General features: G+C 62.9%; 23 protein-coding genes. 20 read left to right on the plus strand and 3 right to left on the minus strand.

Annotated features, from left to right (window positions below; all coding sequences use genetic code 11):
- The first annotated feature begins 122 nt into the window (after positions 1–122).
- From araD to BCY88_RS13875, 4 genes are all read left to right on the plus strand, one after another.
- Entirely contained in the window at positions 123–1,922 is a 1,800-nt protein-coding gene (araD, locus tag BCY88_RS13860) for an L-arabinonate dehydratase (protein ID WP_120345017.1), read from the plus strand.
- 17 nt (positions 1,923–1,939) lie between these two features.
- A complete protein-coding gene (locus tag BCY88_RS13865; RefSeq protein WP_120344788.1) occupies positions 1,940–2,674 on the plus strand; it encodes a ribonuclease activity regulator RraA in 735 nt (244 codons plus the stop codon).
- A gap of 85 nt (positions 2,675–2,759) precedes the next feature.
- Entirely contained in the window at positions 2,760–4,085 is a 1,326-nt protein-coding gene (locus BCY88_RS13870) for an MFS transporter (RefSeq protein ID WP_120344789.1), read from the plus strand.
- 122 nt (positions 4,086–4,207) lie between these two features.
- Positions 4,208–5,275: a LacI family DNA-binding transcriptional regulator gene (locus BCY88_RS13875; RefSeq protein ID WP_120344790.1), complete on the plus strand. Its 1,068-nt coding sequence runs from the start codon at positions 4,208–4,210 to the stop codon at positions 5,273–5,275.
- A gap of 7 nt (positions 5,276–5,282) precedes the next feature.
- Here the strand turns inward: BCY88_RS13875 and BCY88_RS13880 are convergent, their stop codons facing one another.
- Positions 5,283–6,179, minus strand: a complete 897-nt coding sequence (locus tag BCY88_RS13880; RefSeq protein ID WP_120344791.1) for a LysR family transcriptional regulator — start codon at positions 6,177–6,179, stop codon at positions 5,283–5,285.
- A 104-nt stretch (positions 6,180–6,283) separates the two neighbouring features.
- Here BCY88_RS13880 and BCY88_RS13885 point away from each other — a divergent pair, with 104 nt between their 5' ends.
- From BCY88_RS13885 to BCY88_RS13945, 13 genes are all read left to right on the plus strand, one after another.
- On the plus strand, positions 6,284–7,192 hold the full coding sequence (locus BCY88_RS13885; RefSeq protein ID WP_120344792.1) for an HpcH/HpaI aldolase/citrate lyase family protein: 909 nt from the start codon (positions 6,284–6,286) through the stop codon (positions 7,190–7,192).
- Positions 7,193–7,236: 44 nt separating this feature from the next.
- On the plus strand, positions 7,237–8,442 hold the full coding sequence (locus tag BCY88_RS13890) for a CaiB/BaiF CoA transferase family protein (protein WP_120344793.1): 1,206 nt from the start codon (positions 7,237–7,239) through the stop codon (positions 8,440–8,442).
- An 11-nt stretch (positions 8,443–8,453) separates the two neighbouring features.
- Complete coding sequence (locus tag BCY88_RS13895) at positions 8,454–9,299, plus strand: amidohydrolase family protein (RefSeq protein WP_120344794.1); 846 nt, start codon at positions 8,454–8,456, stop codon at positions 9,297–9,299.
- 66 nt (positions 9,300–9,365) lie between these two features.
- A complete protein-coding gene (locus BCY88_RS13900) occupies positions 9,366–10,730 on the plus strand; it encodes a short-chain fatty acid transporter (protein WP_120344795.1) in 1,365 nt (454 codons plus the stop codon).
- Positions 10,731–10,769: 39 nt separating this feature from the next.
- Positions 10,770–12,116 (plus strand): 2-hydroxycarboxylate transporter family protein, encoded by a 1,347-nt coding sequence (locus BCY88_RS13905; RefSeq protein ID WP_120344796.1) that lies wholly within the window; start codon positions 10,770–10,772, stop codon positions 12,114–12,116.
- A gap of 87 nt (positions 12,117–12,203) precedes the next feature.
- Positions 12,204–12,908: a FadR/GntR family transcriptional regulator gene (locus BCY88_RS13910; protein WP_120344797.1), complete on the plus strand. Its 705-nt coding sequence runs from the start codon at positions 12,204–12,206 to the stop codon at positions 12,906–12,908.
- A 63-nt stretch (positions 12,909–12,971) separates the two neighbouring features.
- Entirely contained in the window at positions 12,972–13,862 is an 891-nt protein-coding gene (ltnD, locus tag BCY88_RS13915) for an L-threonate dehydrogenase (RefSeq protein ID WP_120344798.1), read from the plus strand.
- Between the two features lie 14 nt (positions 13,863–13,876).
- On the plus strand, positions 13,877–15,187 hold the full coding sequence (otnK, locus tag BCY88_RS13920; protein ID WP_120344799.1) for a 3-oxo-tetronate kinase: 1,311 nt from the start codon (positions 13,877–13,879) through the stop codon (positions 15,185–15,187).
- Positions 15,184–15,846, plus strand: coding sequence for a 3-oxo-tetronate 4-phosphate decarboxylase (otnC, locus tag BCY88_RS13925; RefSeq protein WP_120344800.1), 663 nt, complete (start codon positions 15,184–15,186; stop codon positions 15,844–15,846). The genes otnK and otnC overlap by 4 nt, the downstream gene beginning before the upstream one ends.
- 72 nt (positions 15,847–15,918) lie before the next feature.
- Positions 15,919–16,710, plus strand: coding sequence for a 2-oxo-tetronate isomerase (otnI, locus tag BCY88_RS13930; protein WP_120344801.1), 792 nt, complete (start codon positions 15,919–15,921; stop codon positions 16,708–16,710).
- A gap of 25 nt (positions 16,711–16,735) precedes the next feature.
- Entirely contained in the window at positions 16,736–17,716 is a 981-nt protein-coding gene (gene denD, locus BCY88_RS13935) for a D-erythronate dehydrogenase (RefSeq protein ID WP_120344802.1), read from the plus strand.
- A 484-nt stretch (positions 17,717–18,200) separates the two neighbouring features.
- Entirely contained in the window at positions 18,201–19,403 is a 1,203-nt protein-coding gene (gene pcaF, locus BCY88_RS13940) for a 3-oxoadipyl-CoA thiolase (protein ID WP_120344803.1), read from the plus strand.
- Positions 19,404–19,964: 561 nt separating this feature from the next.
- The gene (locus BCY88_RS13945; RefSeq protein ID WP_120344804.1) at positions 19,965–20,537 is read left to right on the plus strand and encodes a hypothetical protein; all 573 of its coding nucleotides are present in this window, start codon (positions 19,965–19,967) and stop codon (positions 20,535–20,537) included.
- Between the two features lie 96 nt (positions 20,538–20,633).
- Here BCY88_RS13945 and BCY88_RS13950 read toward each other — a convergent pair whose 3' ends face one another.
- A complete protein-coding gene (locus tag BCY88_RS13950) occupies positions 20,634–21,014 on the minus strand; it encodes a DUF2917 domain-containing protein (RefSeq protein WP_120344805.1) in 381 nt (126 codons plus the stop codon).
- A 246-nt stretch (positions 21,015–21,260) separates the two neighbouring features.
- The gene (locus tag BCY88_RS13955; RefSeq protein WP_183081363.1) at positions 21,261–22,265 is read right to left on the minus strand and encodes a DUF535 family protein; all 1,005 of its coding nucleotides are present in this window, start codon (positions 22,263–22,265) and stop codon (positions 21,261–21,263) included.
- 286 nt (positions 22,266–22,551) lie between these two features.
- Here BCY88_RS13955 and BCY88_RS13960 point away from each other — a divergent pair, with 286 nt between their 5' ends.
- The 3 genes from BCY88_RS13960 (at position 22,552) to BCY88_RS13970 (ending at position 25,769) form a co-directional block, all read left to right on the plus strand.
- Positions 22,552–23,256, plus strand: coding sequence for a response regulator (locus tag BCY88_RS13960; protein ID WP_120344807.1), 705 nt, complete (start codon positions 22,552–22,554; stop codon positions 23,254–23,256).
- 181 nt (positions 23,257–23,437) lie between these two features.
- Positions 23,438–24,223 carry an alpha/beta hydrolase gene (locus BCY88_RS13965; protein ID WP_120344808.1) on the plus strand — a complete coding sequence of 262 codons (786 nt, stop codon included), beginning with the start codon at positions 23,438–23,440 and terminating at the stop codon, positions 24,221–24,223.
- Positions 24,224–24,638: 415 nt separating this feature from the next.
- A complete protein-coding gene (locus BCY88_RS13970) occupies positions 24,639–25,769 on the plus strand; it encodes an ATP-binding protein (RefSeq protein WP_120344809.1) in 1,131 nt (376 codons plus the stop codon).

Raw genomic sequence — 25,769 nt, forward strand, 5'->3', positions numbered from 1 at the left:
TCACCCCATGCCCTAAGTGGAATCCCTTAGCGACGCTGTCCGATGGTAGCGATACCATGCGTGTCACCCAGAAGCTTCGCCGGATTCAAGTCGTGAAGCGTAATGGTATCGCTACCATGGAGATGTCCGTGTCATCGAACCGCAAAACCCCTGAGCAGCTTCGCAGCTACCGCTGGTACGGCGTGAACGACCTGCGCTCGTTCGGCCACCGTTCACGCACGGCGCAAATGGGTTATCACCCGTCGGATTACATGGGCAAGCCGGTGATTGCCGTCGTCAACACGTGGAGCGAGATCAACTCGTGCCACACGCACTTCAAGCAGCGCGTCGAGGAGGTGAAGCGCGGCGTCTGGCAGGCCGGCGGTTTTCCGGTCGAAATGCCGGTGATGACGCTGGCTGAGCCGTTCCAGAAGCCGACCACGATGCTGTATCGCAACTTCCTCGCGATGGAAACCGAGGAATTGCTGAAGTCCTATCCGTTCGACGGTTGTGTGCTGATGGGCGGTTGCGACAAGACCACGCCCGGTTTGCTGATGGGCGCGATCAGCATGAATCTGCCGTCCATCTATCTGCCGGCCGGGCCGATGCTGCGTGGCAACTGGAACGGCCGCACGCTGGGCAGCGGCTCGGACACATGGAAATACTGGGCTGAATTGCGCGCCGGCAAGATCACGGAAGAAGAGTGGAAGGGCATCGAGAGCGGCATTGCGCGCTCGCCGGGCCATTGCATGACGATGGGCACCGCGTCGACGATGACCAGCGCCACCGAGGCACTCGGCCTGACGCTACCCGGCTTCTCGTCGATTCCCGCAGTCGATTCGCGGCATGCGCAGTTCGCTTCGTTGACAGGACAGCGCATCGTCGAGATGGTGTGGACCGACCAGAAGCCGTCCGACATCCTGAGCGCGAGGTCGTTCGACAACGCAGTGACCACCGTGCTTGCCATGTCCGGTTCGACCAACGCGATTGTCCACCTCGTTGCCGTGGCGCGGCGCGCCGGCATCGATCTGACGACAGCACGCTTTGACGAACTGGCGCGCATCACGCCGGTGCTCGGCAATCTGCGTCCCGCGGGCCGGTATCTGATGGAAGACTTTTTTTATGCCGGCGGCCTGCGCGCGCTACTGGTCGAGTTGGGCGAACTGATCGACGGCACGCAGATGACGGTCAGTGGCGCGACGCTCGGCGAGAACATTGCCGGCGCGGAAATATTCGATGACGACGTCATCCGCAAGCGCGCCAATCCACTCGTTGCCAGCGACGGCCTCGCGGTGCTGACCGGCAATCTGGCGCCGGACGGTGCGGTGATCAAACCCGCCGCGATGGAAGCGCATCTGCAGAAACACCGTGGTCCGGCGGTGGTATTCAAGGACTACGCCGACATGGCCGCGCGCATCGACTCGGAAGAGCTGGTCGTCACGGCCGACTCGGTGATCGTGCTGCAGCATGCAGGTCCGGTGGGTGCGCCCGGCATGCCGGAGTGGGGCCAACTGCCGATTCCGCAAAAGCTGTTGAAGCAGGGTGTGCGCGACATGGTGCGCATTTCCGATGCGCGCATGAGCGGCACCAGTTACGGCGCGTGCGTGCTGCACGTGGCGCCTGAGTCGTTCGTGGGTGGTCCGCTCGCGCTGGTGAGGGACGGCGACATGATCGAGCTGGACGTGCCTGCCCGCCGTTTGCATGTCGACGTGAGCGACGCGGAACTTTCGGCGCGCAAGGCCGCGTGGCAACCGCCCAAGCGGCCGTTCGAGCGCGGCTTCGGCGTGATGCATCAGTTGCATGTGACGCAGGCCAACAAGGGGTGTGACTTCGACTTCCTTGAAGAACCCCTCAGCGCAAGCGCGCCGCAAAGTCCGGTGCAGGCCGCGCCGACGGAGCCGCCCTCAGCGGGCACGACGCGTACCGAACCTGAAATCCACTAACTCGACCCAGACCTCTCATGACCGCATCGAACCTCACCATCAGCGACGCCACACTCGCGCAGCTACGGCACGTCAGCACGGCAACGCTGACCACGCAACTCTTCAAGCGCGGCTTGCGCAACGTATTCCTGCAAGGTGTCGCGCCGCTTGTCAAACCGGCGCCTGGCGCACCTAACGTTGTCGGCCCGGCGTTCACGCTGCGCAACATCCCGGCCCGGGAGGATCTGGACCACGTCGGCGTGTTCCAGGACCCGGACCATCCGCAGCGCAAAGCCGTTGAAACGGCGCCGCCTGGCAGCGTGCTGGTGCAGGACTGCCGCGGTGAGCGCGCGGTCGCGTCGGTCGGCTCGATTCTCGCGCTGCGTCTGGCAAAGCGTGGTGTCGCCGGCATGGTTTCGGATGGCCCGGTGCGCGATAGCGGCACGATCGCGGAACTGGGTTTGCCAATCTGGTGCGCGGGCGCGAGTGCGCCGCTGAATCTGGCCAAGCATCATGCGGTCGATATGAATGTCCCAATCGCTTGTGGCGGCGTGCCTGTGTATCCCGGCGATATCGTTGTCGCCGATGTGGACGGCGTGGTCATCGTGCCGCGCGAAATGGCAACTGAAATCGCGCGCGACGCCGCCGAGCAGGAGCAGCTCGAGGCGTTCATCACGCAACGCATCGAAGAGGGCAGGCCGTTGCGGGGCACGTATCCGCCGGACGAGGCAACGATGGCTGCCTACGCGCAGTGGCGCGCAGAAAAACATTAAGGCGCCAAGGCTGTTTCAAGCTGTCAGATTGCCATTGAGCCATTGAGCCATTGCTCGCGCGAACGGCGCGAGCGCAGGAGACACAGTGAATATGACGACACCGGCGATCGACGAATCACGTCTGATCAATCGCCTGGCACTCCGTTTGATGCCGCTGCTCGGAGTGCTCTATCTGGTTGCCTATATCGACCGCTCCAATATCAGCTTTGCCAAGCTGCAGATGCTCGGCAGCCTCGGGCTTTCCGAAGTTGCGTATGGGCTCGGTGCGTCGCTGTTTTTCATCGGCTATCTGTTGTTCGAAGTACCCAGCAACGTGCTGCTGCACAAGTACGGCGCGCCTCGCTGGATGGCGCGCATCATGTTCACGTGGGGCATCGTCACGATACTCCTCGCGTTTACGCAGAACGCAACGATGTTCTATGTGCTGCGTTTTCTGCTCGGCGCGTCGGAAGCGGGTCTGTATCCGGGCGTGATCTACTACCTGACCTTGTGGTTTCCGTCGCGGCATCGCGTGCGCATGCTCGGCTATTTCACGGTCGGCAGCAGTCTGGGCAACATGGTGGGTGCGCCCATCTGCGGCTGGCTGCTCGACAAAGGCGGCCTCGCGGGACTGCACGGCTGGCAGCTTGTGTTCATCGTCACTGGCTTGCCGTCGATTCTGTTGACCTTCGTTGTGCTGCGCCTGCTGCCGGCCTCGCCGAAGCAGGCGAAATTTCTCTCCGCCGATGAAAAACAATGGCTCGCCGGCACGCTCGACGCGGAGCGCGCACAGATGAAGGCACGCTATGCCGGCCACGCCTCGTTGCTGAGCGTGCTGACGGAACCGCGAGTGATCGGCATGGCGCTCTATTACATGATGCTGTCGATTTCCGTCTACGGTGTGAGCTACTGGTTGCCGACGCTGGTGAAAGGCTTCGGTGTCAGCAATACGACCAATGGCCTGCTGAACATCATTCCCTGGCTGATGGCGACCATTGTGCTGGCCTGGCTGCCGTCGAAGCTGCGCGGCGGTAATCGTGCAATCGTCGCGATGCTGGTGGCCGCGTTGCTCGGCGTGGCGTGCTTCCTGAGCGCAGTGTTTCTGCCTACCAACACACTGCGGTTTGCCGCGCTCTGTTTCGGCGCGCCGTGCATGTATTTGCTGATCCCGTGTTTCTGGACGCTGCCGCCGAAGTTCCTGTTTGGCGCGCGCGCCGCGGCCGGCATTGCGGCGATCAATTCACTCGGCAATATCGGCGGTTTCATCGCGCAGAATCTGGTGCCGTGGGTACGTCAGACCACGGGTAGCGTGAAGACGCCGATGCTGATTCCGGCGGCCTGCCTGCTGGTGTTCGCCGTGGTCACGGTGTTTATCCTGCGGCGTAATCGGGGCGGCGCCATAGCGCAAAGCGCTGTGCCCGTGACCGAGTAGATCTGCCTTGAAGGATTTGTGACCCGGCACGTTGGCGCCTTTCGTCGCCGGCGGTCTATGCCGGTCCATGGCGCTCTATGGCGGTCTACAATACGCGCGAACCATCACCTAGTCACCGACCCATGCCGAATCACAAGCCCACCGCCGTTGCCAGCCCTGATATGACGGAGACGGCGGCGCCAGCGAAACGCTTGCGTGGCGGCGCCAAAGGCCTGCGCATTACGGATGTCGCTGCGCAAGCGGGCGTCGCGCCGATTACGGTGTCGCGCGTTTTCAATAGTCCCGAGACGGTTGCGCCCGAAACGCTCGAACGGGTGCGGCAGGTCGTGCAGAAGCTCGGCTATGTACCGAATCGCCTTGCGGGCGGATTGTCGTCGGCGCGTTCGCGGCTGATCGCGGCGATTGTGCCGACCATCTCTCACTCGTTGTTTTCCACCACGATCCAGGTGTTCAGCGAGACGATGTCGCGCGCGGGTTATCAGGTGTTGCTGGCCTTGAGCGGCTATAGCGATTCGAGCGAAGAGGCGCTGCTCGACGCGGTGCTGAGCCGGCGTCCGGAAGGCGTGTTGCTGACCGGTGTCGCTCATACGGATTCTTTGCGCGAGCGTTTGCGCAACGTGGGTCTGCCGATTGTCGAAACCTGGGATATGACCGACGCGCCGATCGACATGCTGGTCGGCTTTTCGCACTATCAGATCGGCGCCGCCGTGGCCGGGCATTTTCTGCAACGGAAGGTGCGGGCGCCTGGCCTCGTGCTGGCGAACGACGAGCGGGCGCTCGCACGCCGTAACGGCTTTTGCGACCGGCTGGCGCAAGCAGGTATTCACCACGTCGCCGAGGTGCGGGTGTCGCCGCCGAGTTCGGTCGCGCTCGGCAAAGCCGCATTGCCCACGCTGCTCGAGCAGGCGCCGCAACTCGACGCTGTATTTTGCGGCTCCGATCTGCTGGCGATCGGTGTGCTCGGCGCGGCGAGGCAGCTCGGCTTGAGCGTGCCGTCGCAACTATCGATCTGCGGTTTCGGCGACCTCGAATTCGCCACCGAAACCACGCCGCAACTCACCACCGTGCGCGTGGACGGCACCCGCATCGGACTTACCGCCGCGCGCTGCCTGCTCGATCGCCTTGCGGGCGACGCCAACGTCAAGGTGACCGACGTTGGTTTTCATATCGTCGAGCGTGAGACGACCTGATGCGGTATTACCGGACTTGCGTTCCTGCTTGACCCGCTCCAACGCTTTCGTCCGCGCAGCGCAGAAAACCCGCGATCAATCGTCCCCTCGGCGACGCCCGGTGCCAAAGAACACCAAAGCGCCGCGGTTCGGTTTTCGCCGGCAACGCTATCTTTGCGATGCCCAATCCCACGGTCAATGGCGACACGATGTCGGGCGCGAGTGAGACGCCGAGTCCACGGTCCACCATCATCGCGATGGCCATCAGCGAATTCAGTTCGAACAGTTCGTGCGGCACGATTTTCGCTTCGCGCAGGTAGTCGTCCGCCTGCTTGCCGCCACCGAGCGAGCGGTCGTAGCGGATGAACGGCTCGCGGCGCAGCAGTTCGTGAGGATCGTCTTTCGCGAGCCGTGACGGAGCGAGTACGACGATCGGCTCTGCTCTCAGCAGATGCCAGTCGTAGGCCTTCGGCAGCGCGAATGCGGGATGCAGGCAGACGGCCACGTCGAGCTCGCCACGTTGCAGCGTGTCGTACAACTCCATCGAGGTGCCTGCCCGGATCAGCACCTTCGCCTGCGGGAAAGCCGTGGAGAAACTGGCGAGCGCATCGGGCAGCAGGCTGAGGAGCGCCGTGGTGATCGTGCCGATACGTAATTCGCCGGCGGCCTCGCCTTCGAGCGCGAACGCTTTCAACTCGGACAATTCACGAACGAGGGCGCGTGCGCGTTCTATGACGCGATGCCCGGCTTCCGTCGGAATGACCGTGCGCCCAGCGCGCACCAGCAGCGGCACGCCCAGTTCGCGCTCGAGCGACTGGATCTGCTGCGCCACGGCGGCGGGCGTGACGCCCACCCGGCGGGCCGCTTCGGCCATCGAACCGCTATCGACTACCAGCAGGAGATTGGCGAGAAATTCGGTTTCCATAAAGATAGATTATCTACCGTTTAAAGATAGAAACGGATAGTTTATCTAAATCCTTAGTGGACTTAGACTCGTTTCCAGCCAAGCAGAAAAGAAGGACTGGAGACATGAGAAGCAAGTTATTCGTGCCGGCGTCGCGCCCGGAACTCTTTGCGAAGGCGCTCGCGAGCGCGGCCGATGCGCTCTCGTTCGATCTGGAAGATGCAGTCTCAGCCGGGCGCAAGCCGCAGGCGCGTGAGGCGCTTCGTGATCTGCTGGGCTCCAGCGAAGCCACCGGCCATGGAAAAGTCCTGATCGTGCGCGTCAACGCGCTCGACACGCCGTACTGCCGTGCCGACATCGAGGCGGTCGTTCAACCCGGTTTGCACTTCATCAATCTCCCCAAGCCCGAAAGCGTGGACGACGTGCTCGCTGCCGTGGCGCTGATCGAGCAGGCGGAGCGCGCCAACGGCGTCGCCACACCGGTGAAGCTGTTACTCAATATCGAGTCGCCCAAAGCGTTCCGTCTTGCCGCTGAACTAGCCGGTGCGCATCCGCGCGTAGCGGGTCTGCAACTGGGTCTCGGCGATCTTTTCGAGCCGCTGGGCGTGGCTCGCCGGGAACCCTCTGCAGTTCAGCAGGCCATGTTCAGCCTGCGCATCGCCGCGGGCGAGGCCGGCGTATTCGCGTACGACTCGGCGTTTGCCAACATCCGCGACGAAGCCGGTTTTCGCGCCGAAGCGCAGCTTGCGCGTGCGCTGGGTTTTCTCGGCAAGACCTGCATCCATCCGAGCCAGATTGCCATCGCCAATGAGGTTTTTCGTCCCTCGGACGAGGAGATCGAGCATGCCGTGCACGTTGTCGAAGCAGCGCGCGAGGCGGATAGCAAGGGGCTGGGCGCGTACGTCGTCGACGGCAGGATGATCGATCCGCCGTTCGTGGAGCGCGCGCGCGTGCTGGTCGGCAATGCCGAACGCCTTGGACTGCTCACCAGCCAGCAACGCGCTGCGCTCGCGGGCGCCGACCTCGCCCATTGATTTGCGCACGAGCGGCGAAACACTGGAGATACACGGAGTTACCCATGCAACGATTGTCGGATTCATCGCCCGTCGAAGCACGCGGCCCGCTTGCGGGCGTGCGCGTGCTCGACCTGAGCGCCTATATCGCAGGCCCTTACGGTTGCACGCTGCTGGCCGATCAGGGGGCCGAAGTGATCAAGATCGAGCCGCCCGCGGGCGACAACCTGCGCAAATATCCGTCGACCCTCGAAGCCGAAAGCCGTGCGTTCCTCGGTGTCAATCGAGGCAAGCGCGGTCTCGTTCTCGACCTGAAGCAAGCTGAAGCGCTTGCGGTGCTCAAGCGCCTCGTCGAATCGGCCGACGTGCTTGTTCACAACTTCCGCCCGAATGTGCCGGCGCGCCTCGGGATTGCCTATGAACAGCTACGCGAGATCAATCCGCGTCTGATCTACTGCGCGGTGACGGGTTACGGCGAAACCGGGCCGAATAAGGAGAAGGCCGGCTACGATCAGGTGCTGCAAACGATGACCGGCATGTGCACCTTGCAGGGAAAGCGTGGTGGGCCGCCGGAGATTCTGTACGGCTCCGTGGTCGATTACTACGCGGCCGCGCTTGTGGCGGCGGGTGTGTCGTCCGCGCTTTTTGAGCGTGAGCGTAGCGGCGCGGGACAGTACGTCGGCGTGTCGCTGCTGCGCAGCGCGCTCACCATGCAATCGGCTCGCATGATCTGGGCCGACAGTGAACCCAGGGACGTCGGCCGTGACATGCGCTCGGGCGGCATCACCGGGATTCATCCGACTCGCGAGGGCTACCTTTACATCTCCGCGAATACCCCGCACTTCTGGCAATCGCTCTGCGAGAAAACAGGCCTCGAAGCGCTGGCGCAGGACGAGCGCTACGGCACGGTACGCAAGCGTGCCCTTCATTGCGACGAGATCGTGCCGAAGCTCCATGCCGCATTGCAGGCGCGCACGGCGTTCGAATGGGAAGCGCTGTTCGGCGACGCCGTGCCGTGCGCGGCCGCCCGCAGTGTCGAGGACATGTTCGACGATCCGCAGGTCGTGTCCGAGGACATGGTGAGCAGTTTCGAGTATCCGGGCGTCGGGCGCTATCGCGGCTTCAAGCAGCCAATCCGGTTCGGCGCGACACCGGGGCCCGAGCCGCTTGCCGCGCCGGCGTTCGGTCAGCATTCCGATGCGGTGCTGCGCGACGTCGGGCTGACCGATACGCAGATCGCGTCGCTTCGCGCCGCGCGCGCGGTGTTGTGAAGGAATATTCCATGGATAGCCGGCAGCCCCGGTTCGCAGCGCCGCCAGGTGCATGCGATTCGCACATGCATATCTACGAGCGCCGCTTCCTCGCGGGCACACCGGGCGTGGGCTTCGTGGAAGACGCAAGTGTGGCCGATTACCGCAAAGTGCAGACACGTATCGGTACGCAACGGACCGTGGTCGTGACACCGCGCACATACGGCACCGATAACAGCGTGACACTCGACGCCATCGCCCAACTCGGGCTGAATCGCGCACGCGGCGTCGCGGTGTTACGGCCCGACGTGAGCGACGAGCAACTGGCCTTGTTGCACGAAGGCGGTATCCGCGGCATTCGCTTCACGTTGTACACGCCGGCTAACGCGGTTGTCGGCTTCGACATGGTCGAGCCGCTCGCCTGCCGCGTCGCGGAACTCGGCTGGCACGTTCAACTGCATTGGACGGCCGCACAGATCGTCGAGCATGAAGCGATGCTCGCACGGCTTCCTGCAACCATCGTGTTCGATCATCTGGCGCGCTTGCCCTTGCCGCAGGGGACGTCTCATCCGGCGTTCGCCGTCGTGCGGCGCCTTGCCGAAAGCGGCCGCGTGTGGGTCAAGCTCTCGGGCGCGTATCTCGACTCTATTGCCGGTCTGAAGGGCGGCTACGCCGACAGCACGGCGAGCGCGCGTGCATGGATCGACGCGCTGCCGGAGAACGTGGTTTGGGGCAGTGACTGGCCGCATACGACCGAGTCGCACAAACCGGACGACGTCATGCTGTTCGACCTGCTCGGCACATGGGCCGATGACGCTGCAACGCGCCGCCGCATTCTGGTCGATAACGCCGCGAAGCTCTACGACTTCCCGGCCTGAACACGCAACCGCCGACCTGAATGCGCACAGAACGCATCGGGCACAGAGAACATCTGGAGACAAACGATGAAACCCGCCGCCGCAACAGCACCCGTACGCAAGACGCGCTTCACTGAGGCGACGATCAGTCTCTTCGAACGCACGATTCCAGACCCGTTCGTGCTCGCCATACTTATTACCGCGATCGTCGCGGCGCTGTCCGCGATTTTTGCTCCGCACGCAAGCCTGGCGCGCCTTGTGGGTGGCTGGTACAAGGGCTTCTTCGACATTCTCACGTTTGCTTTCCAGATTACGCTGGTGCTCGTAACCGGTCACGCGTTCGCTCATGCGCCGCCCGTGCAACGCATCTTCAAGGCGCTGGTTTCGATTGCGCGCACGCCGGTTCAGGCGGCGACGCTCACCTTTGTTCTGGTCGCCGTGGCGTCGTTCTGCAATTGGGGCCTCGGCCTCGTCGTGAGCGCCTTGCTGGCCCGCGAGGTCGCTAAACGCATGCGGGTAGATTTCGCATGGATCGTGGCGGCTGGTTTTTCCGGCTGGGTCGTGTGGGCGAGCGGCATCTCGAGTTCGATCGCACTCGCGCAGTCGACACCCGGCAGCGCGATGAACGTCGTGCAGAAGTTGACCGGGCAGGTCCTGCCGTTTAGCGCGACAGTTTTCACGCGCTTCAATCTGATTCCGACTGTCGCAATGCTGATCGTCATGCCGTTCGTCCTGGCGTGGCTCAAGCCGCGTGACGCGGACGCGGTGGTGCTCGACAGGGAGAAGAACCCGGACGCGCCCTCGCGTGAAAAGCCGCAGGGCAAGCAGAGCTTCGCTCGCTGGATTGAACACTCGTGGCTGGGCAGCGCGTTTATCGGCGCGGCAGGCATTGCTTTTCTCGTGCTCGCGCAGGTGCAGCACACCGCGTTTTCAGGTGTGAACGCCGTGATCTTTGTGATGTTCATCGCCGGCGTCATTCTGCATGGATATCCCTTGGCCTACGCGGACGCGGTGAAGAACGCAGCGAAGCAGACCGGTTCGATGATGCTTCAATATCCGCTGTACGGCGGCGTCATGGGAATGATGGACGCAACCGGACTGCCGGACGTGATCTCGCACTTCTTCATCGCCATTTCGAACGCGCACACCTTGCCGTTCTGGAGCTATATCTGCTCACTGATCGTGACGTTCTTCATTCCGAGCGGCGGCGGTCACTGGGCGGTGCAGGGACCCTTTGTCGTGCCGGCCGCGATGGCGCTGCATGCGTCCGTGCCGGCCACCACGATGGCCGTTGCCATGGGCGAGCAGGTCTCGAACATGATGCAGCCGTTCTGGGCCGCGCCGGTCGTGGCGATGGCGGGCGTCGGCGTCCAGCGCGTGCTCGGCTTCACCGTCGTGACTTTCCTGGTGGGCACGGTGGTCTACGGTGCCGCGTTGCTGCTGCTGGCTTGACGGGCAAGCGAATCAGACGATATGAACGGAGACAGGCAAATGGAATCGGTAACGACGCACGAGGTAGCAGGCGAGGCGCAATCAGACGCTCGAACCTTCAAGGAGCGCTGGTGGGCCATATTCGACACGCGCGTGGGGGCGCTGCCCTTGCCGGTGTATTTCGTTCTCCTTGCTGTGCTGGTCGCGATGACGATGAGAGGAAAGCTTGCCTCGGATCTGCCTACCGGCATGGCCCTGGTTGCCGTTGGCGGCTTCACGTGCGCTGAACTGGCAAAGCGTATTCCGTGGATTCGCCATATTGGCGCCACGTCGATTTTTGCGGCGTTCATTCCTTCGATGCTGGTGTACTACAAGCTGATGCCGGCACCGGTCGTCAAGGCGGTCACCGACTTCACGAAGAGCTCCAACTTCCTGTATCTCTTCATCGCGGCGATCATTGTCGGCAGTGTGCTCAGCATGGATCGCCGTACGCTGATCAAGGGCTTTGTGCGCATCTTCATTCCGGTCGCCAGTGGCTCGATCGTAGCCGCGTTGGTGGGCACAGGGGTTGGTGCTGCGCTCGGCATGGACGTCAAACATGCACTTTTCTTCGTCGTGGTGCCGATCATGGCGGGCGGCGTGGGCGAGGGCGCGCTTCCGTTGTCGGCGGGCTACGCGCAGATCATGGGCGTCGAGCAAGGTCCGTTGTTTGCCCAGGTTCTGTCCGCCGTCATGCTTGGCAATATTGCCGCGATCTGCTGCGCAGGTCTGTTGAGCTATCTCGGCACGCGCAAGCCGAAGTGGACCGGCAACGGGCAGTTGACCATGGACGGGATCGGCGATGGCGAAATCACCGGGGCGCCGCTCGCGTTCGAATTCGATGTGAGTTCGGTTGCGGCAGCAGGTGCGACGGCGATCGCGCTCTATCTGCTTGGCGTGCTGAGCCATCAGTTGTTCGACTGGCCCGCGCCGGTCGTCATGCTCGTGCTTGTGGTCGCCGCGCAGCTGTTTCAGGTGGTGTCGCCGCGCGTGAGGAGCGGCGCACGCTTCATGTATGGATTCTTTTCCACGGCGGTGACCTATCCGCTGATGTTTGCAATCAGTGTGGCGATGACGCCATGGGGCGAGATCGTCACGGCCTTCCATTGGGTCAATATCGTGACGGCTGTCTCCACGGTGCTGGCGTTGACGATGACAGGATTTTTCGTTGGCCGGCTGATCGGGATGTATCCGGTCGAAGCGGCCATCGTCAATGCAACGCATAGCGGACTGGGAGGAACGGGCGATGTTGCGATTCTGACCGCAGCCAACCGGATGGAGCTGATGCCGTTTGCCCAGATCGCCACGCGTATCGGTGGCGCAATTACCGTCATGAGCGCGCTGGCCGTGTTCGCGTATCTGCGCTAAGCGGTGACCGAGCTCAGGGTTTGCACGGATGCCGGCTAGATCGTAAATTTGTATGATGACCCGACAACATGATCCATCGGGACATCCATGTTCGAGAAGATTCCGGTCCGCGCGCTGAGCGATACCGTCGCGCAGCAGTTGCTCAAGCAGATCGACAAAGGCACCTTCGCGCGCGGCGGCAAACTGCCGACCGAGGCGGTGCTGGCGCAGCAGTTCGGCGTGAGCCGCACCGTGATTCGCGAGGCGATTTCGCGGCTGAAGAACGAAGGCGTGGTCGAGCCGCGGCAGGGCAGCGGCGTGTTCATTGCCGCGCACGGCGCAATCCGGCCGCTGCGGATCGACTACGCGGAAGCGGTTGAGGCGGGGTCGGTGCTGCAGATTCTCGCGCTGCGGCGAGCGATCGAGGCCGAGGTGGCTTCGGAAGCCGCCCTGCACCGCAGCGACGCGGACATGGTGTCGATCGACGCCGCGCTCGCGAACATCGACGAAGCGGTGGCCGAAGGCGAGAACGGTGTCGCCGAAGATGTCGCTTTCCATCGCGCCATCGCCGTGGCGACCGGCAATCCGTATTTCCTCAAGACGCTCGTCTTTCTTAATCAATATCTCGAAGCCGGCACCCTGGTCACGCGGCGCAATGAAGCGCTGCGCGACGACTTCTCACGTCAGGTGCGTGAAGAGCACGCGGCCATCGTCGCGGCGATTCGCGCGGGCGATCCGGCGGCGGCGCGCAATGCGGCGAGCACCCATATGAACAACGCGGCACGGCGGCTTGCGGAAGCGGGTATTTGCTGAGCTGAGGCGCTTCGAATCGGGCGCTATCGGCACGCTCGCCACTAACCAACTTAAGGGTCAGGCATGTCCAGAAATGTCGGCGTTATCGGTCTCGGAGCGATGGGCATGGGCGTTGCGCGCTCGCTGCTGCGCGCGGGTTTTCAGGTCCACGCGTGCGATTTGCGCAGCGAGATTCTGCAGGCGTTCGTGGCGGCCGGTGGCGTCGGTTGTGCGTCGCCTGCCGAGCTCGGCGCGCAATGCGAGGTGCTTGTCACGCTGGTCGTGAATGCCGCTCAAACTGAAGCGGTGCTGTTCGGCGCGCAAGGTGCGGTTGCCGCGATGAAACCCGGCAGTGTTGTGATCGCGAGCGCAACTGTCGCGCCGGATTTCGCAAGCGCGCTCGGCCGGCGGATCGAAGCCGCTGGCTTGCAGATGCTCGACGCGCCGGTGTCCGGTGGCGCGGCGCGCGCCGCTTCCGGTGAAATGACGATGATGACGTCCGGCCCGGACGCCGCCTATGCGGCGTGTGAGGACGTGCTGGCGGCGATGGCCGGCAAGGTCTATCGGCTGGGCCAGGCGCACGGTGCAGGGTCGAAGGTGAAGATCATCAATCAGTTGCTGGCAGGCGTGCATATCGCCGTGGCCGCCGAGGCAATGGCGCTCGGTTTGCGCGAAGGTGTCGATCCCGATGCCTTGTACGAGGTCATCACGCATAGCGCGGGCAATTCGTGGATGTTCGAGAACCGCGTGCCTCATATTCTGAGCGGCGATTACGCGCCGCTCTCGGCGGTCGATATCTTCGTCAAGGATCTCGGTCTGGTGCTCGATACCGCGCGCGGCTCGAAATTTCCATTGCCTTTGTCGGCGGCGGCGCATCAGATGTTCATGATGGCGTCGACCGCGGGGCATGGCGGCGAGGACGATGCCGCCGTGATCAAGATTTTCCCCGGCATTCAGTTGCCGGCGGCGAAGTAAGCGCGGAGGCCGCAATGACCACGTCGTCCCAACGCGCGCTGCTCGGCTGCATCGCCGACGATTTCACCGGCGCCACCGATCTCGCCAATATGCTGGTGCGCGGCGGCATGCGCACGGTGCAGACCATCGGCGTGCCCGCGTCGAACGACGCGCTTGACGCCGATGCCCTGGTCGTCGCGCTGAAATCGCGCACCATTGCCGCCGCCGATGCGGTCGCGCAATCGCTCGCCGCGCTCGACTGGTTGCGCGCGCAAGGATGCCGTCAGTTCTTTTTCAAATACTGTTCGACCTTCGATTCGACCGACGCCGGCAACATCGGCCCGGTCACCGATGCCTTGCTCGATGCGCTGTCAAGCGGGCCAGGCGCTGCGGCTTTTACGATCGCCTGTCCGGCGTTTCCGGAGAACGGCCGCACGATCTATCGCGGCTATCTGTTTGTCGGCGATACGTTGCTGAACGAATCGGGCATGGAAAATCATCCGCTCACGCCGATGCGCGAGGCGAACCTCGTGCGCGTGCTCCAGCGGCAAACCGGATCGAAAGTCGGCCTGGTGCGTTACGACACCGTGGCAAAAGGCGTGTCGGCCGTGCGCGAATCTTTCGATGCGCTGCGTGGCGACGGCGCGCGAATGGCGATTGCCGATGCGGTATCGGACGCGGACCTTCACGTACTTGGCGAGGCGTGTGCCGACCTCACGCTGATTACGGGCGGCTCCGGCATAGCGCTAGGTCTGCCGGCCAACTTTCGCCGCGCCGGTTTGCTCGCACAACGCAACGATGCCGCGCACTTGCCGCGCATTGAAGGCTTGTCGGCGGTGCTGGCCGGCAGCGCCTCGAAAGCGACCAACGCGCAAGTGGCGGCCTGGCGCGAGACGCGGCCCGCGTTCCGCATCGACCCGCTGGCGGCGGCGCGCGGCGAACCGGTGGTCGGCGCGGCGCTGGCCTTTGCGCAGCCCTACCTGGATAAAGACGAACCCGTCCTGATCTATGCCACCGCCACGCCCGACGAAGTCAAAGCGGTGCAGCGCGAGCTCGGCGTCAACGAAGCGGGGCACCTGGTCGAATCCACGTTGGCGTCGATCGCACGCGGCTTGCGCGAGCGCGGCGTGCGCAGGTTCGTGGTGGCGGGCGGGGAAACCTCGGGCGCGGTGGTGCAGGCGCTCGACGTGCGCACGTTGCGGATCGGCGCGCAGATCGATCCGGGCGTACCCGCTACCGCAACAACGGAAGCCGAGCCGCTCGCGCTCGCATTGAAGTCCGGCAATTTTGGCGCGGTCGATTTTTTCGAAAAGGCGCTGCGTCACCTCGAGGGAGCCGCGCAATGACCGGTACGCCCGCGCTTCACACGACAAACGAGGCACGCGTGCGCGAAGAAATCTGCGTGACCGGTGCGAGTCTCTATCAACGCGGCTATACGGTGGGCAGCGCGGGGAACATCAGCGCGCGCCTCGATGACGGCTGGCTGATCACGCCGACCGATGCCTGCCTCGGCCGGCTCGATCCGGCCGACATCGCCAAGGTCGATGTCGGCGGCAATGCAGTGTCCGGCGGTAAGCCGTCGAAAACGCTGGCGCTGCATCGGGGCATCTATGCCCGCAATGGCGAGGCACGCGGCATCGTCCACACGCATTCGACGCATCTGGTGGCCTTGACGCTCGCCGGCGTCTGGCACGACAACGATGTTCTGCCGCCGATCACCCCGTACTACGTGATGAAAGTGGGCCACGTCCCGCTGATTCGTTACCAGCGGCCCGGCGACCCGCAAGTGGCTGAGCAGATCGCCGCGCTCGCCGGCACCGTCCGCGCGGTTTTGCTCGAGCGCCTCGGGCCGGTGGTGTGGGAGCGCTCGGTGGCGCAGGCGTCGTATGCGCTCGAGGAGCTCGAAGAGACCGCGCGTCTCTGGCTGATGACGAACCCGCGCCCGGTGCCGCTCGACGACGCGGCGCTCGAAGAACTTCGGCGGGTGTTCGGCGCACGCTGGTAGTCGCTCGAAAAAGCAAAGCCAGGTGGCGCTGCCACGCTGGCCGATCCAAACCGTATCCAGGGAGTTTTCGTCATGCCTCGTTTCGCCGCCAACCTGACCATGATGTACAACGAACACGCGTTCCTCGACCGTTTTGCCGCCGCGGCAAAAGACGGCTTCAAGGCCGTGGAGTTTCTGTTTCCCTATGATTTTCGTGCTGGCGAAATCAAGGCGCGGCTCGAAGAGAACGGCCTGACTCAGGCGCTTTTCAATGCGCCGCCCGGCGACTGGGCGGCGGGCGAACGCGGCATTGCTTCGCTGCCGGGCCGCGAAGACGAATTTCGCCGCAGCGTCGAAACCGCGCTCGACTACGCGCGTATGCTCGGCAATCGCAAGTTGCATGTGATGGCCGGTTTGATTGGCGCCGATCAGCCGCGCGCACGGCATCGCGAGGTGTATCTGAAGAACCTTGCCTATGCCGCCAGGGCCGCGCAGGGAGACGGCATTACCGTCGTGATCGAGCCGATCAATACGCGCGACATGCCCGGCTTCTTTCTGAACCGCCAGGACGACGCGCAGGCGATTTGCGCGGAAGTGCGCGCGGCGAATCTCAAGGTGCAGTTCGACTGCTATCACTGCCAGATCGTCGAAGGCGACCTTGCTGTGAAGCTCAAACGCGATATGGCAGGCATCGGCCATATTCAGATCGCCGGCGTACCGGAGCGTCACGAGCCCGATATTGGCGAACTGAACTATCCGTATCTGTTCGATCTGATCGACGCGCTGGGCTATGACGGCTATGTCGGCTGCGAATACCGGCCGCGCGCCGGCACGTCCGCGGGGCTCGGCTGGCTCACGCCGTATCTGAACGCAGCTCGCCAATGAGAACAAAGGAAGGACGAAGCCCATCATGAAAGTACTGATTACCGGCGGTGCGGGTTTTCTTGGCCAGCGTCTCGCGCGCGAATTATTGGCGCGCGGCGTAGTGAAAGACCAACATGGCCAGCCTCAGGCGATTACGGAATTGGTGCTGCTCGACGTGGTTCGCGCAAGCGATTTCGGCGACCGCCGCGTGCGCCCGGAAGTGGGCGACATCGCTGAGCGCAGCGTGCTCGAGAGCGTGATCGACGAGCGCACCGCGGCGATCTTCCATCTTGCCGCGATCGTGAGCGGACAGGCCGAGGCGGATTTCGATCTCGGCATGCGCATCAATCTCGACGCGTCGCGCTTGCTGCTGGAAACCTGCCGGCAGCGTGGGCACACGCCGCGGGTGGTGTTCACGAGTTCGGTGGCCGTGTATGGCGGCGATCTGCCCGAGGTCGTGCAGAACGACACCGCGCTGAATCCGCAATCGTCGTACGGCGCGCAGAAGGCGATCGCGGAGTTGCTGCTCAACGATTACACGCGGCGAGGCTTTGTCGATGGCCGGGTGTTGCGCCTGCCCACGATTAGCGTGCGGCCAGGCAAGCCGAATGCGGCGGCGTCGTCGTTCGCGAGCGGCATTGTTCGCGAGCCGCTGAACGGCGAGACCGCGGTGTGTCCGGTGGCGGGCACGACACGCGTGTGGCTGCTGTCGCCGCGCAAGGCGATCGAAAGTCTGATCGCCGGACTCGAACTCGATTCCGCTGTGCTCGGCAACCAGCGCGCGCTGAATCTGCCGGGGATCTCCGTGAGCGTCGACGAGATGGTGGCGGCGCTGCGCGAAGTGGCGGGTGACGCGGCCGCAAGGCGGATCGTGTGGGCGCCGGATGGGCGAGTGGAGAAGATTGTCGGCGGCTGGCCGGGCCAGTGGGATGCCTCGCGCGCCGAACGGCTCGGGCTGAGCGGTGACCGCAGCTTCGCCGACGTGATTCGCAGCTATATCGCCGACGAGGGTATTCAGATTCGCTAGCTAATAGCACGTATAGCACGCATAGCGCACTTACCGGAGAGTTGCCGTTTCAGGGGCACCGTGAACGGCAGAATGGTTCAAAGCCTCGTGCCGGCAGGCGCAGCGGCGCTTTTGCCAGCACGAGCGCGTCAATCTTCAGATCTATACGCGGCCATTGCGACGAGGCCGCGAGCCTGCACGTATTCCCTGGTCCGCAGCCGGCTTTGCTTGACACGATTTCGGCCACGCGCCTATTATCGTGTCTGATTGTTCGATATATGACCGTGTGTTCGCATAAAGAACAAATGACCGCCGCCTTGGCCCCATCGTTTACTATCCTGCGCTAAGCTGAATTGACACGGCGGCTACCATGCGGCCGTTTCCCATTGCACTCGCGGGTCGATACCGCGGAGCAGCCGGCTCGCGCCAGGCACCAAGCGGCCGGTGCCGCCAACGGGTATCGCCAGCAGCACAGCACATGCAGCACATCAACTGGAGACATCACATGACCGAAGCATTCCTGTGCGACGCGATTCGCACCCCGATCGGCCGCTACGCGGGTTCGCTGTCGTCGGTTCGCGCCGACGATCTGGGCGCGGTGCCGCTCAAAGCGCTGATGGAGCGCAATAAAGACGTCGACTGGAACGCGATCGACGACGTGATCTACGGCTGCGCGAACCAGGCCGGTGAAGACAACCGCAACGTCGCGCGCATGTCGTTGCTGCTGGCCGGTTTGCCGCAAGGCGTGCCGGGCTCCACGGTGAACCGCCTGTGCGGCTCGGGCATGGACGCCGTGGGCATTGCCGCGCGTGCGATCAAGTCGGGCGAGGCTGCGTTGATGCTGGCCGGTGGTGTCGAAAGCATGAGCCGCGCGCCGTTCGTGATGGGCAAGGCGACGAGCGCGTTTTCTCGCCAGGCCGATATCTTCGACACGACGATCGGCTGGCGTTTCGTCAACCCGCTGATGAAGCAGATGTACGGTGTCGATTCGATGCCCGAGACCGGCGAAAACGTCGCGACGGACTACAAGATCAGCCGTGCCGATCAGGACGCATTCGCGCTGCGCAGTCAGCAGAAAGCCGCGCGCGCACAACGCGACGGCACGCTCGCACAGGAAATCGTCGGCGTGACGATCGCGCAGAAGAAGGGCGATCCGATCACCGTGTTGCAAGACGAACACCCACGCGAAACCAGTCTTGAAGCGCTCGCCAAACTGAAGGGCGTGGTGCGTGCGGACGGCACGGTGACGGCTGGCAATGCGTCGGGCGTGAACGACGGCGCGGCGGCTTTGCTGCTTGCCAACGAAGCAACGGCGAAACGCTTCGGTCTGACGCCGCGTGCGCGTGTGCTGGGTATTGCAACGGCAGGCATCGCGCCGCGCGTGATGGGCATCGGCCCGGCGCCGGCCACGCAGAAGTTGCTGGCTCGCCTGAACATGACCATCGACCAGTTCGACGTGATCGAACTGAACGAAGCATTCGCCTCGCAAGGGATTGCCGTGCTGCGCGCGCTCGGCGTCGCGGACGACGACGCACGCGTGAATCCCAACGGCGGCGCGATCGCGCTCGGCCACCCGCTCGGCATGAGCGGGGCGCGTCTGGTGACCACCGCGATGTATCAACTGCACCGCACGCAGGGCCGTTTTGCGCTGTGCACGATGTGTATCGGCGTCGGTCAAGGCATCGCGATCGCTATTGAGCGCGTGTAACGGCTGGCGTTTGTGCAGGTAAGCGCCACGGCGGTTTTGGTGGTGAGGCGGCGCGCATGACATCTTGCGGGCCGCCTCATGAACAGCCCCTTCGCTCAGGCGAAGGGGCTGTTTTATTTTGCGCGCCGCATGGACGCGCCGGTAATTGAATACGTGTTTAATCGGTGTTAATGGCGGATATGCATTGCATTGTGACGAATACCGTCGATAAAAGAATAATCGTGAATTGAATCGTCATGCAGTATGCGTTTAATGCTTTTGGCATATTGTGTATTGCCGCCGTATATGAGTGGCCAGCAGGATTAAAGCGACGCTGTCAAGCGGCAGGATGCCGCTGCGGTGGCGTGCCAAGGCTTCCGTGGCATTTCGCATCGTGCCGCCCGTCGATTTAAAATCACCATATAAACAGCCGTAGCTTCTTGTAAGGCATGTACAATCATTGCGCCGCACCGCTTTAATAAGTGAAATCCTGATGCTTTATGCATTCGTGGCGTTAATCGGCATCCTGCGGTTTCAGATCGCCATAGCGCCAGATCGGACAATTTCTCGAGGAGAGCGTATATGAAGGCAGCGACGATTGGAGCAGCGTTAATGGTGGCGGCGTTCGCCGCAGCGCAACCGGCATGGGCGCAGGATGCGATGGCCAGTGCCGCGCAAGGTATCGTCAGCGCAGTGCAGCCGGTGCACGTGAAAGCGCAGATCGTGGGTATCGATCCGGGCACCCGCACGCTCACGCTCAAGGGGCCAGGCGGCAACGTGGTGGTCGTGCTGGTGAGCCAGCAAGTCGCCGGTTTCGATCAACTGAACGTCGGCGACCGGGTGGATGTGCTGTACAAGAATGCGTTGCTGGTGAAGGCGGACAAGGTCACCGGCGCGGACAAGGGCATTCGTGCACGCGTCGATACGCAGGTGTATGCCCCGGCCTCGGGCGGCTTTGAGTCCGCGCGTCAGGTCGAAGTGCTCGCCACCGTGCAGAAGATCGATCACAAGAAGCGCCTCGTCACGCTGCGCGGCGCGTATCAGACTCAAACGCTTGAAGTCGGGCCGGACGTCGACCTGAAGGGCGTCAAGGTGGGCGATACGATTCACGCTGTATTCGTTTCGGCAGCGGCCGTGCAGGTCACGCCGCAATAAGCAGCCGGCGTAGCCGTTCAGCAAACACCCCTCATTGCAGGGGTGTTTGCTTTTCCGCAGTACGAAAGTTCGATCATCGGGTTGCGGTGGGACAGCCTATCGGGCCGCCGGTGCTTCCAGTCCCAATCCCGCGAGCCATCCCAGCCAACGCCTGACGAAACCACGTTTGGGCGGCAGCGTGCAGCTCAACGACACGCGCGCGGTGCGTTCGCTATCCGTGCTCAGCCATATGCGTTCGCCGCGGCGCAAGCGGAACTCGTTACCCGGTTCGAGCCAATGATCGTAAGGCGAGTTGATGCGTGTGAGCCATAGGCGCGCGCCTTGCACACTGAGCGTGCTGTCGGCATCGGCACGCCATGTCAGCGTAGCGCCTGGCACTACGGAAAAATGTAGCACTACCTTCGGTAGACCTTCGTTCTGTCGACACGCAGACAGACTTGAGTCGTCATCCATGCATTGCGGGCTTGCCTGATCCATCTTGCTCTCCGTCATCGAGCCGGCGGACGGAGCCCCACAAAACAAAAGGCCCCTTCCGTTACCGGCGGGGCCTTTGGGTCCTGTTTGCAGATTCAGACTGCTAACGCGCACGTGCTCCCAAATGCCTGCCGATGATGGCATGCATTGTTCGATTTTTAATCGCGACTGGGATGGAGGTGTGCGTCAACATGAGAACGAGTGTGCCGTTTTGCCGCAGGTCTTGTCAATAAAAAAATCGCAATGGATTCAAGCAATAAAGTGCGGCGCATGGCGCCGGTCGGTCTTGCTTGCCGTGACGCTGTGACGAATCTGGGCGGCGAGGGCGCTTCGCAATGCATAGCGTTTGCGCCGGGTTGCGTTGCCGGTATCGTCGCCCTGACGCTCGGCCAGATATCGAGCCGGCGGCGCGAGGACGAACCAGCCGTTCCAGCGCGCAAGCGCTCCGCATTCCATCGACAAGCGATCGTAGTCCGCGGCCACACGACGTTTTCTCAGGCAGTAACGCCAGTTGGCGTAGATGTGCGCCTGCTTCGAGACGATGAAGGTGCCGCCCGCATCGAGTGCTGCGGCGACACACTGCGCGAGGTAAATCACCAGCACTTTCGGCCGCAATCCATACCAGCGTTTGGTGAGTGCGCGAAACAGTTCGCGGCCGTTGATCGAGTTGTTCGGACCCTGCACGGAGCCGATGCAAAGACGCGGCCGTCGCACCTTGCCGCCGAGATAGGCGAGGCTGAACGTGCAGGAGACGATGCGCTGGTCGCGCGCATCGCGGATGCACAGGGTCCAGTCGCCTTCCTTCTGGAATTGTTCGATCGACTCGAGCGACACGTGCCAGCGCTCGGCGCCCACCGCGAACGATGCGATGGTCGCCGAGCCGACGGCGGCGATACGCGCGGCGAGTTGCGGCACGCGTTGCTGCGTCAGTGCGTGATGATCGAGGCTCGCCATCAGGCGCTCGCGCGGGCTGAAGCGGGTATGAAGGAACGGCCGATGCATGCGCTCAAGCGCGGTGGGGTGGCGTTGCACCAGATCGTGCAAGGGCGAAACGGCGCAGCGTTTGAGCCATACTTGCGTGGCGCGCCACGACATGAGCGAGCGCAGCCACAGGCGCATGCGTCGCCAGCGATGAAACACGCTGGTGCCGGGGTAGAGTGAATGAGCGGCTTGCTGAATGACCGCAAAGGAAGCGGTGGCTCTCACGAACCACGGCGAGCGGGCGCGAGTCCCGTCGTTGGAAACAGTCGACATGGCAAATCCTTGGGCTATTTCAACCGAGCGGATGCTAGTCGCGCGAATCGCGCGTGCGTGTTGAATTGCTTGCGCGTTTGTCGAGTTTTGTCTAGCGTGTCGCAAGATGTGCGGCGCATCAGCTATGCTGTGCGTCGAGCCGGCCCCTCCAGCCCGTCCAGCCACGGGTGGCCGGCCCGCGCGTGCGGATGAATGCGCGGCGCGGCGCCGTCGCTTGCCGGCCATGCACCCGTGCCATGCGGTTGCTCGCCGCTACTGAAACAACTAGCCCTGAACGATTCGTCCCATGCCATTCCGGATCCTGCTTGTCGAAGACGATGACCGCCTGTCGGCACTGGTCGCCGGTTACCTGCGCAAACACGACTACGAAGTCGAGACCGTGCTGCACGGCAACGACGCCGTGCCGGCCATTTTCAAGCGCCGCCCGGATCTGGTGATTCTCGACGTGAATCTGCCGGGCAAGGACGGTTTCCAGATTTGCCGCGAGGCGCGCGAGCAATTCGACGGCGTGATCATCATGGTGACCGCGCGCGACGAGCAGTTCGACGAGGTGCTGGGCCTCGAATTCGGCGCGGACGACTATGTGCATAAGCCGGTCGAGCCGCGCGTGCTGCTGGCGCGCATCAAGGCGCAGCTGCGCCGCGTGAGCGCGCGTACCGCGGAGGTCGCTCAACCCGAGAGCTACACGTTCGGCAAGTTCGAGATCAGCCGGGCAAGCCGCACGGTCAAGCTCCCGGACGGCAGCCTGCCCGATCTGACATCGGCCGAGTTCGACTTGCTGTGGGCGCTGGTGAGTTGCGCGGGCGAAGTGGTGAGCCGCGACGAGTTGATGCGACAATTGCGCGGTATCGAATTCGACGGACTCGACCGCACGATCGACGGCGGCATTTCCAAGCTGCGCCGCAAGCTGCACGACGACGCCGGCACTCCACAGCGCATCAAGACGGTCCGCGGCAAGGGCTACCAGTTCAGCAAACTGGCGTGGGATTGAAGGCGCCCGCGGCGCTCCGCGCCGGCACGCGACCGGGGTTAAGGTGAGCGGGTGTTAAGTTTCGACTGAGTAATGCGTCGAAATATGGGCCGACAAAACTCCACAAACACTGCAGCAAATCGACAGTTATGTGAGGCGGAGATGATTAGCATCGCAGGCTTGTGCAACCACAGGCTTAGCGATGTCCGCTCGCGTTTCCCCACTTTCCGGCCATGCCGTGTTGATGATTCACGGTTTGGGTGGCACGCGCCATGATTTTGGCGCGCTCGACCGCAAGTTCGAGCAGATCGGTTGCGACGTGCATCTGCCGTCGCTGCCGGGCCACGGCTCGAACCCGGACGCATTGAGCCGGGTGACGTTGAGCGACTACATGCAGCTGCTGAGCCGCACGTACCGCGAGTTGGCCGCTCGTTACGAGCGCGTGGACGTCGCGGGCATTTCGATGGGGGCGTTGCTTGCCTTGATGTTGAGCGCGCGCGAGCGCATGACCACGGGGCGTCTCATTCTGCTTTCGCCGCCCCTGTTTCTGGATGGCTGGGGCGGTTCACGTTTGCGTCCGTTGCGCTATCTGATGTATTGCATCCCGGGGCTCCGCCGCCTGATTCGCGTGCCTGAGGGTGAGCCGTTCGGCATCAAGAATGCGCGCATCCGCAACCTGATCCGCCGCCATTTGCAGAAGGGGAGTGGCATTCACTATCCGTACGTGCCGTTGGCGGCGATCGAGCAGGTCGACTGGATGCGTTTCGCGGTGAAGCGGGCCTTGGGGCGCGTAACGTGTGAGACGTTGGTCATGCATTCGGAGGAGGACGAGGTGACGAGCATCCGCTCCGCGGAATTCGTGTGCGAGCACCTGGGAAGCCGCGCGGTGACCTTCGTGCGCTTGACCGACAGCTACCACATGATCACACTGGACAACGAACGAGAAACGGTAGCGGAACAAACCTTGGCATTCGTGCAGAGAGCATAGGAAACAAGAACAGGCCAAAAGAACAAGAACAAACAGGCCAAAGCAAAAAAACGCCGAATCGAGCCCCCCAAACAACGAGCGATGCCCACAACAACCAGGCTAAACTGCCAAACGGTTGAGGAAGAAGGCTACGGCGCGCGCAGCGCCGCCGGAAGTATGACTGCCTTGTCACCAGGGCCGAATGTGCGGGGGCACCGATTCCAGATGCACCACTGCCCCCTCCAAGCCAGGGGACCCACTTATGAGCTGGCGGTGTGAGCCGCTTTCTTTGCTTATCTTTCTTTGCGGCGGCAAAGAAAGTAAGTGCCGCCCCGCACAGGGGCAACACTAATAGACCACTACCGCAAAAAAACAGCCCACTACCGCAAAAAAAAACCAAACCACCACCACAAAAAAAGCAGCGAAGAGAAACAAAATGCCACCAGCAGCGGAGCAAAAGAAACTCTCCCCCTACCGCTATGCAAAATGGCGCCTACACCGTTTCCGCCGCTCGTGGACGGACATCCGAGCGGACAGAATCCCGAGCTGGTCAAGGCTATACCTGCGCGTCTACACACGCCTGCTGACGCTGACACTGCTGGTACTGGCAGCATCAATAACCACCCTAAGCCTGACAGTAAAAACCTCCCCATCGATCTGGCAAACGCTAACAACAGCAAAAGCGTCGATCCCAATCGCATTGGTGACCCTACTGCTGCCAGCAATAACCGCTTACCGCTGGATGCGCCCTGTCTGGCTGGACCTGGTCATGGTTCGCGAACGCGCAATCGACTTCACTGGCGGACGCTTCAACACCCGCGCCCGCGAATCGCACAGCGTCATCATCGGCCCATTGGCCCGTACCCTGAACGCTTTAGCCGAGCGCATGGAACGCCTGATCGCCGCGCAGCGCGAACTCACCAACGGCATCTCTCACGAACTGCGCACACCGCTCGCCCGCGTGCGCTTCGCACTGGAAAACCTCCGCGAACCCGCATCCGCGGCCGAATACAACAGCGCATTGGCGAGCATCGGCCAGGACGTCACCGAACTCGACGAGCTCATCGACATGAGCCTCACCTACGCGCGCCTCGAATACAGTTCCCTGCAATCGAACCTCGAATCGACCGTGCTGGCGGCCTGGTTCGACAGCCAGATCACCGACGCCACACTGCTTTACGCGGACAAACAACTGATTCCGCAAGCCGACGTCGACGCGTCGCTACGCGTCGTGATGGACAAGCGCCTCATGTCCTACGCAATGCGAAACTTGTTGCGCAACGCGAGTAAATACGCGCACTCGCAGATCATGGTCGGCCTGAGCATCAAGCACGGCAACGTGGAAATTTATGTGGAAGACGACGGCACCGGCGTGCCGCCTGAGCAGCGCGAGCGCATTTTCGATGCCTTCGTGCGGCTCGACCGGCAGACCGGCGGCTATGGTCTCGGTCTCGCGATTACACAACAGGTGCTGCGCGCTCATCACGGCCGCATTGCCGTCACCGATCCCTTGACGCTGAGCGGCGCACGCTTCGAAATGAGCTGGCCGGTGGGTACGGTGGCGTGA

The organism is Paraburkholderia fungorum, assembly GCF_003610895.1.
Lineage (GTDB): Bacteria > Pseudomonadota > Gammaproteobacteria > Burkholderiales > Burkholderiaceae > Paraburkholderia > Paraburkholderia fungorum_B.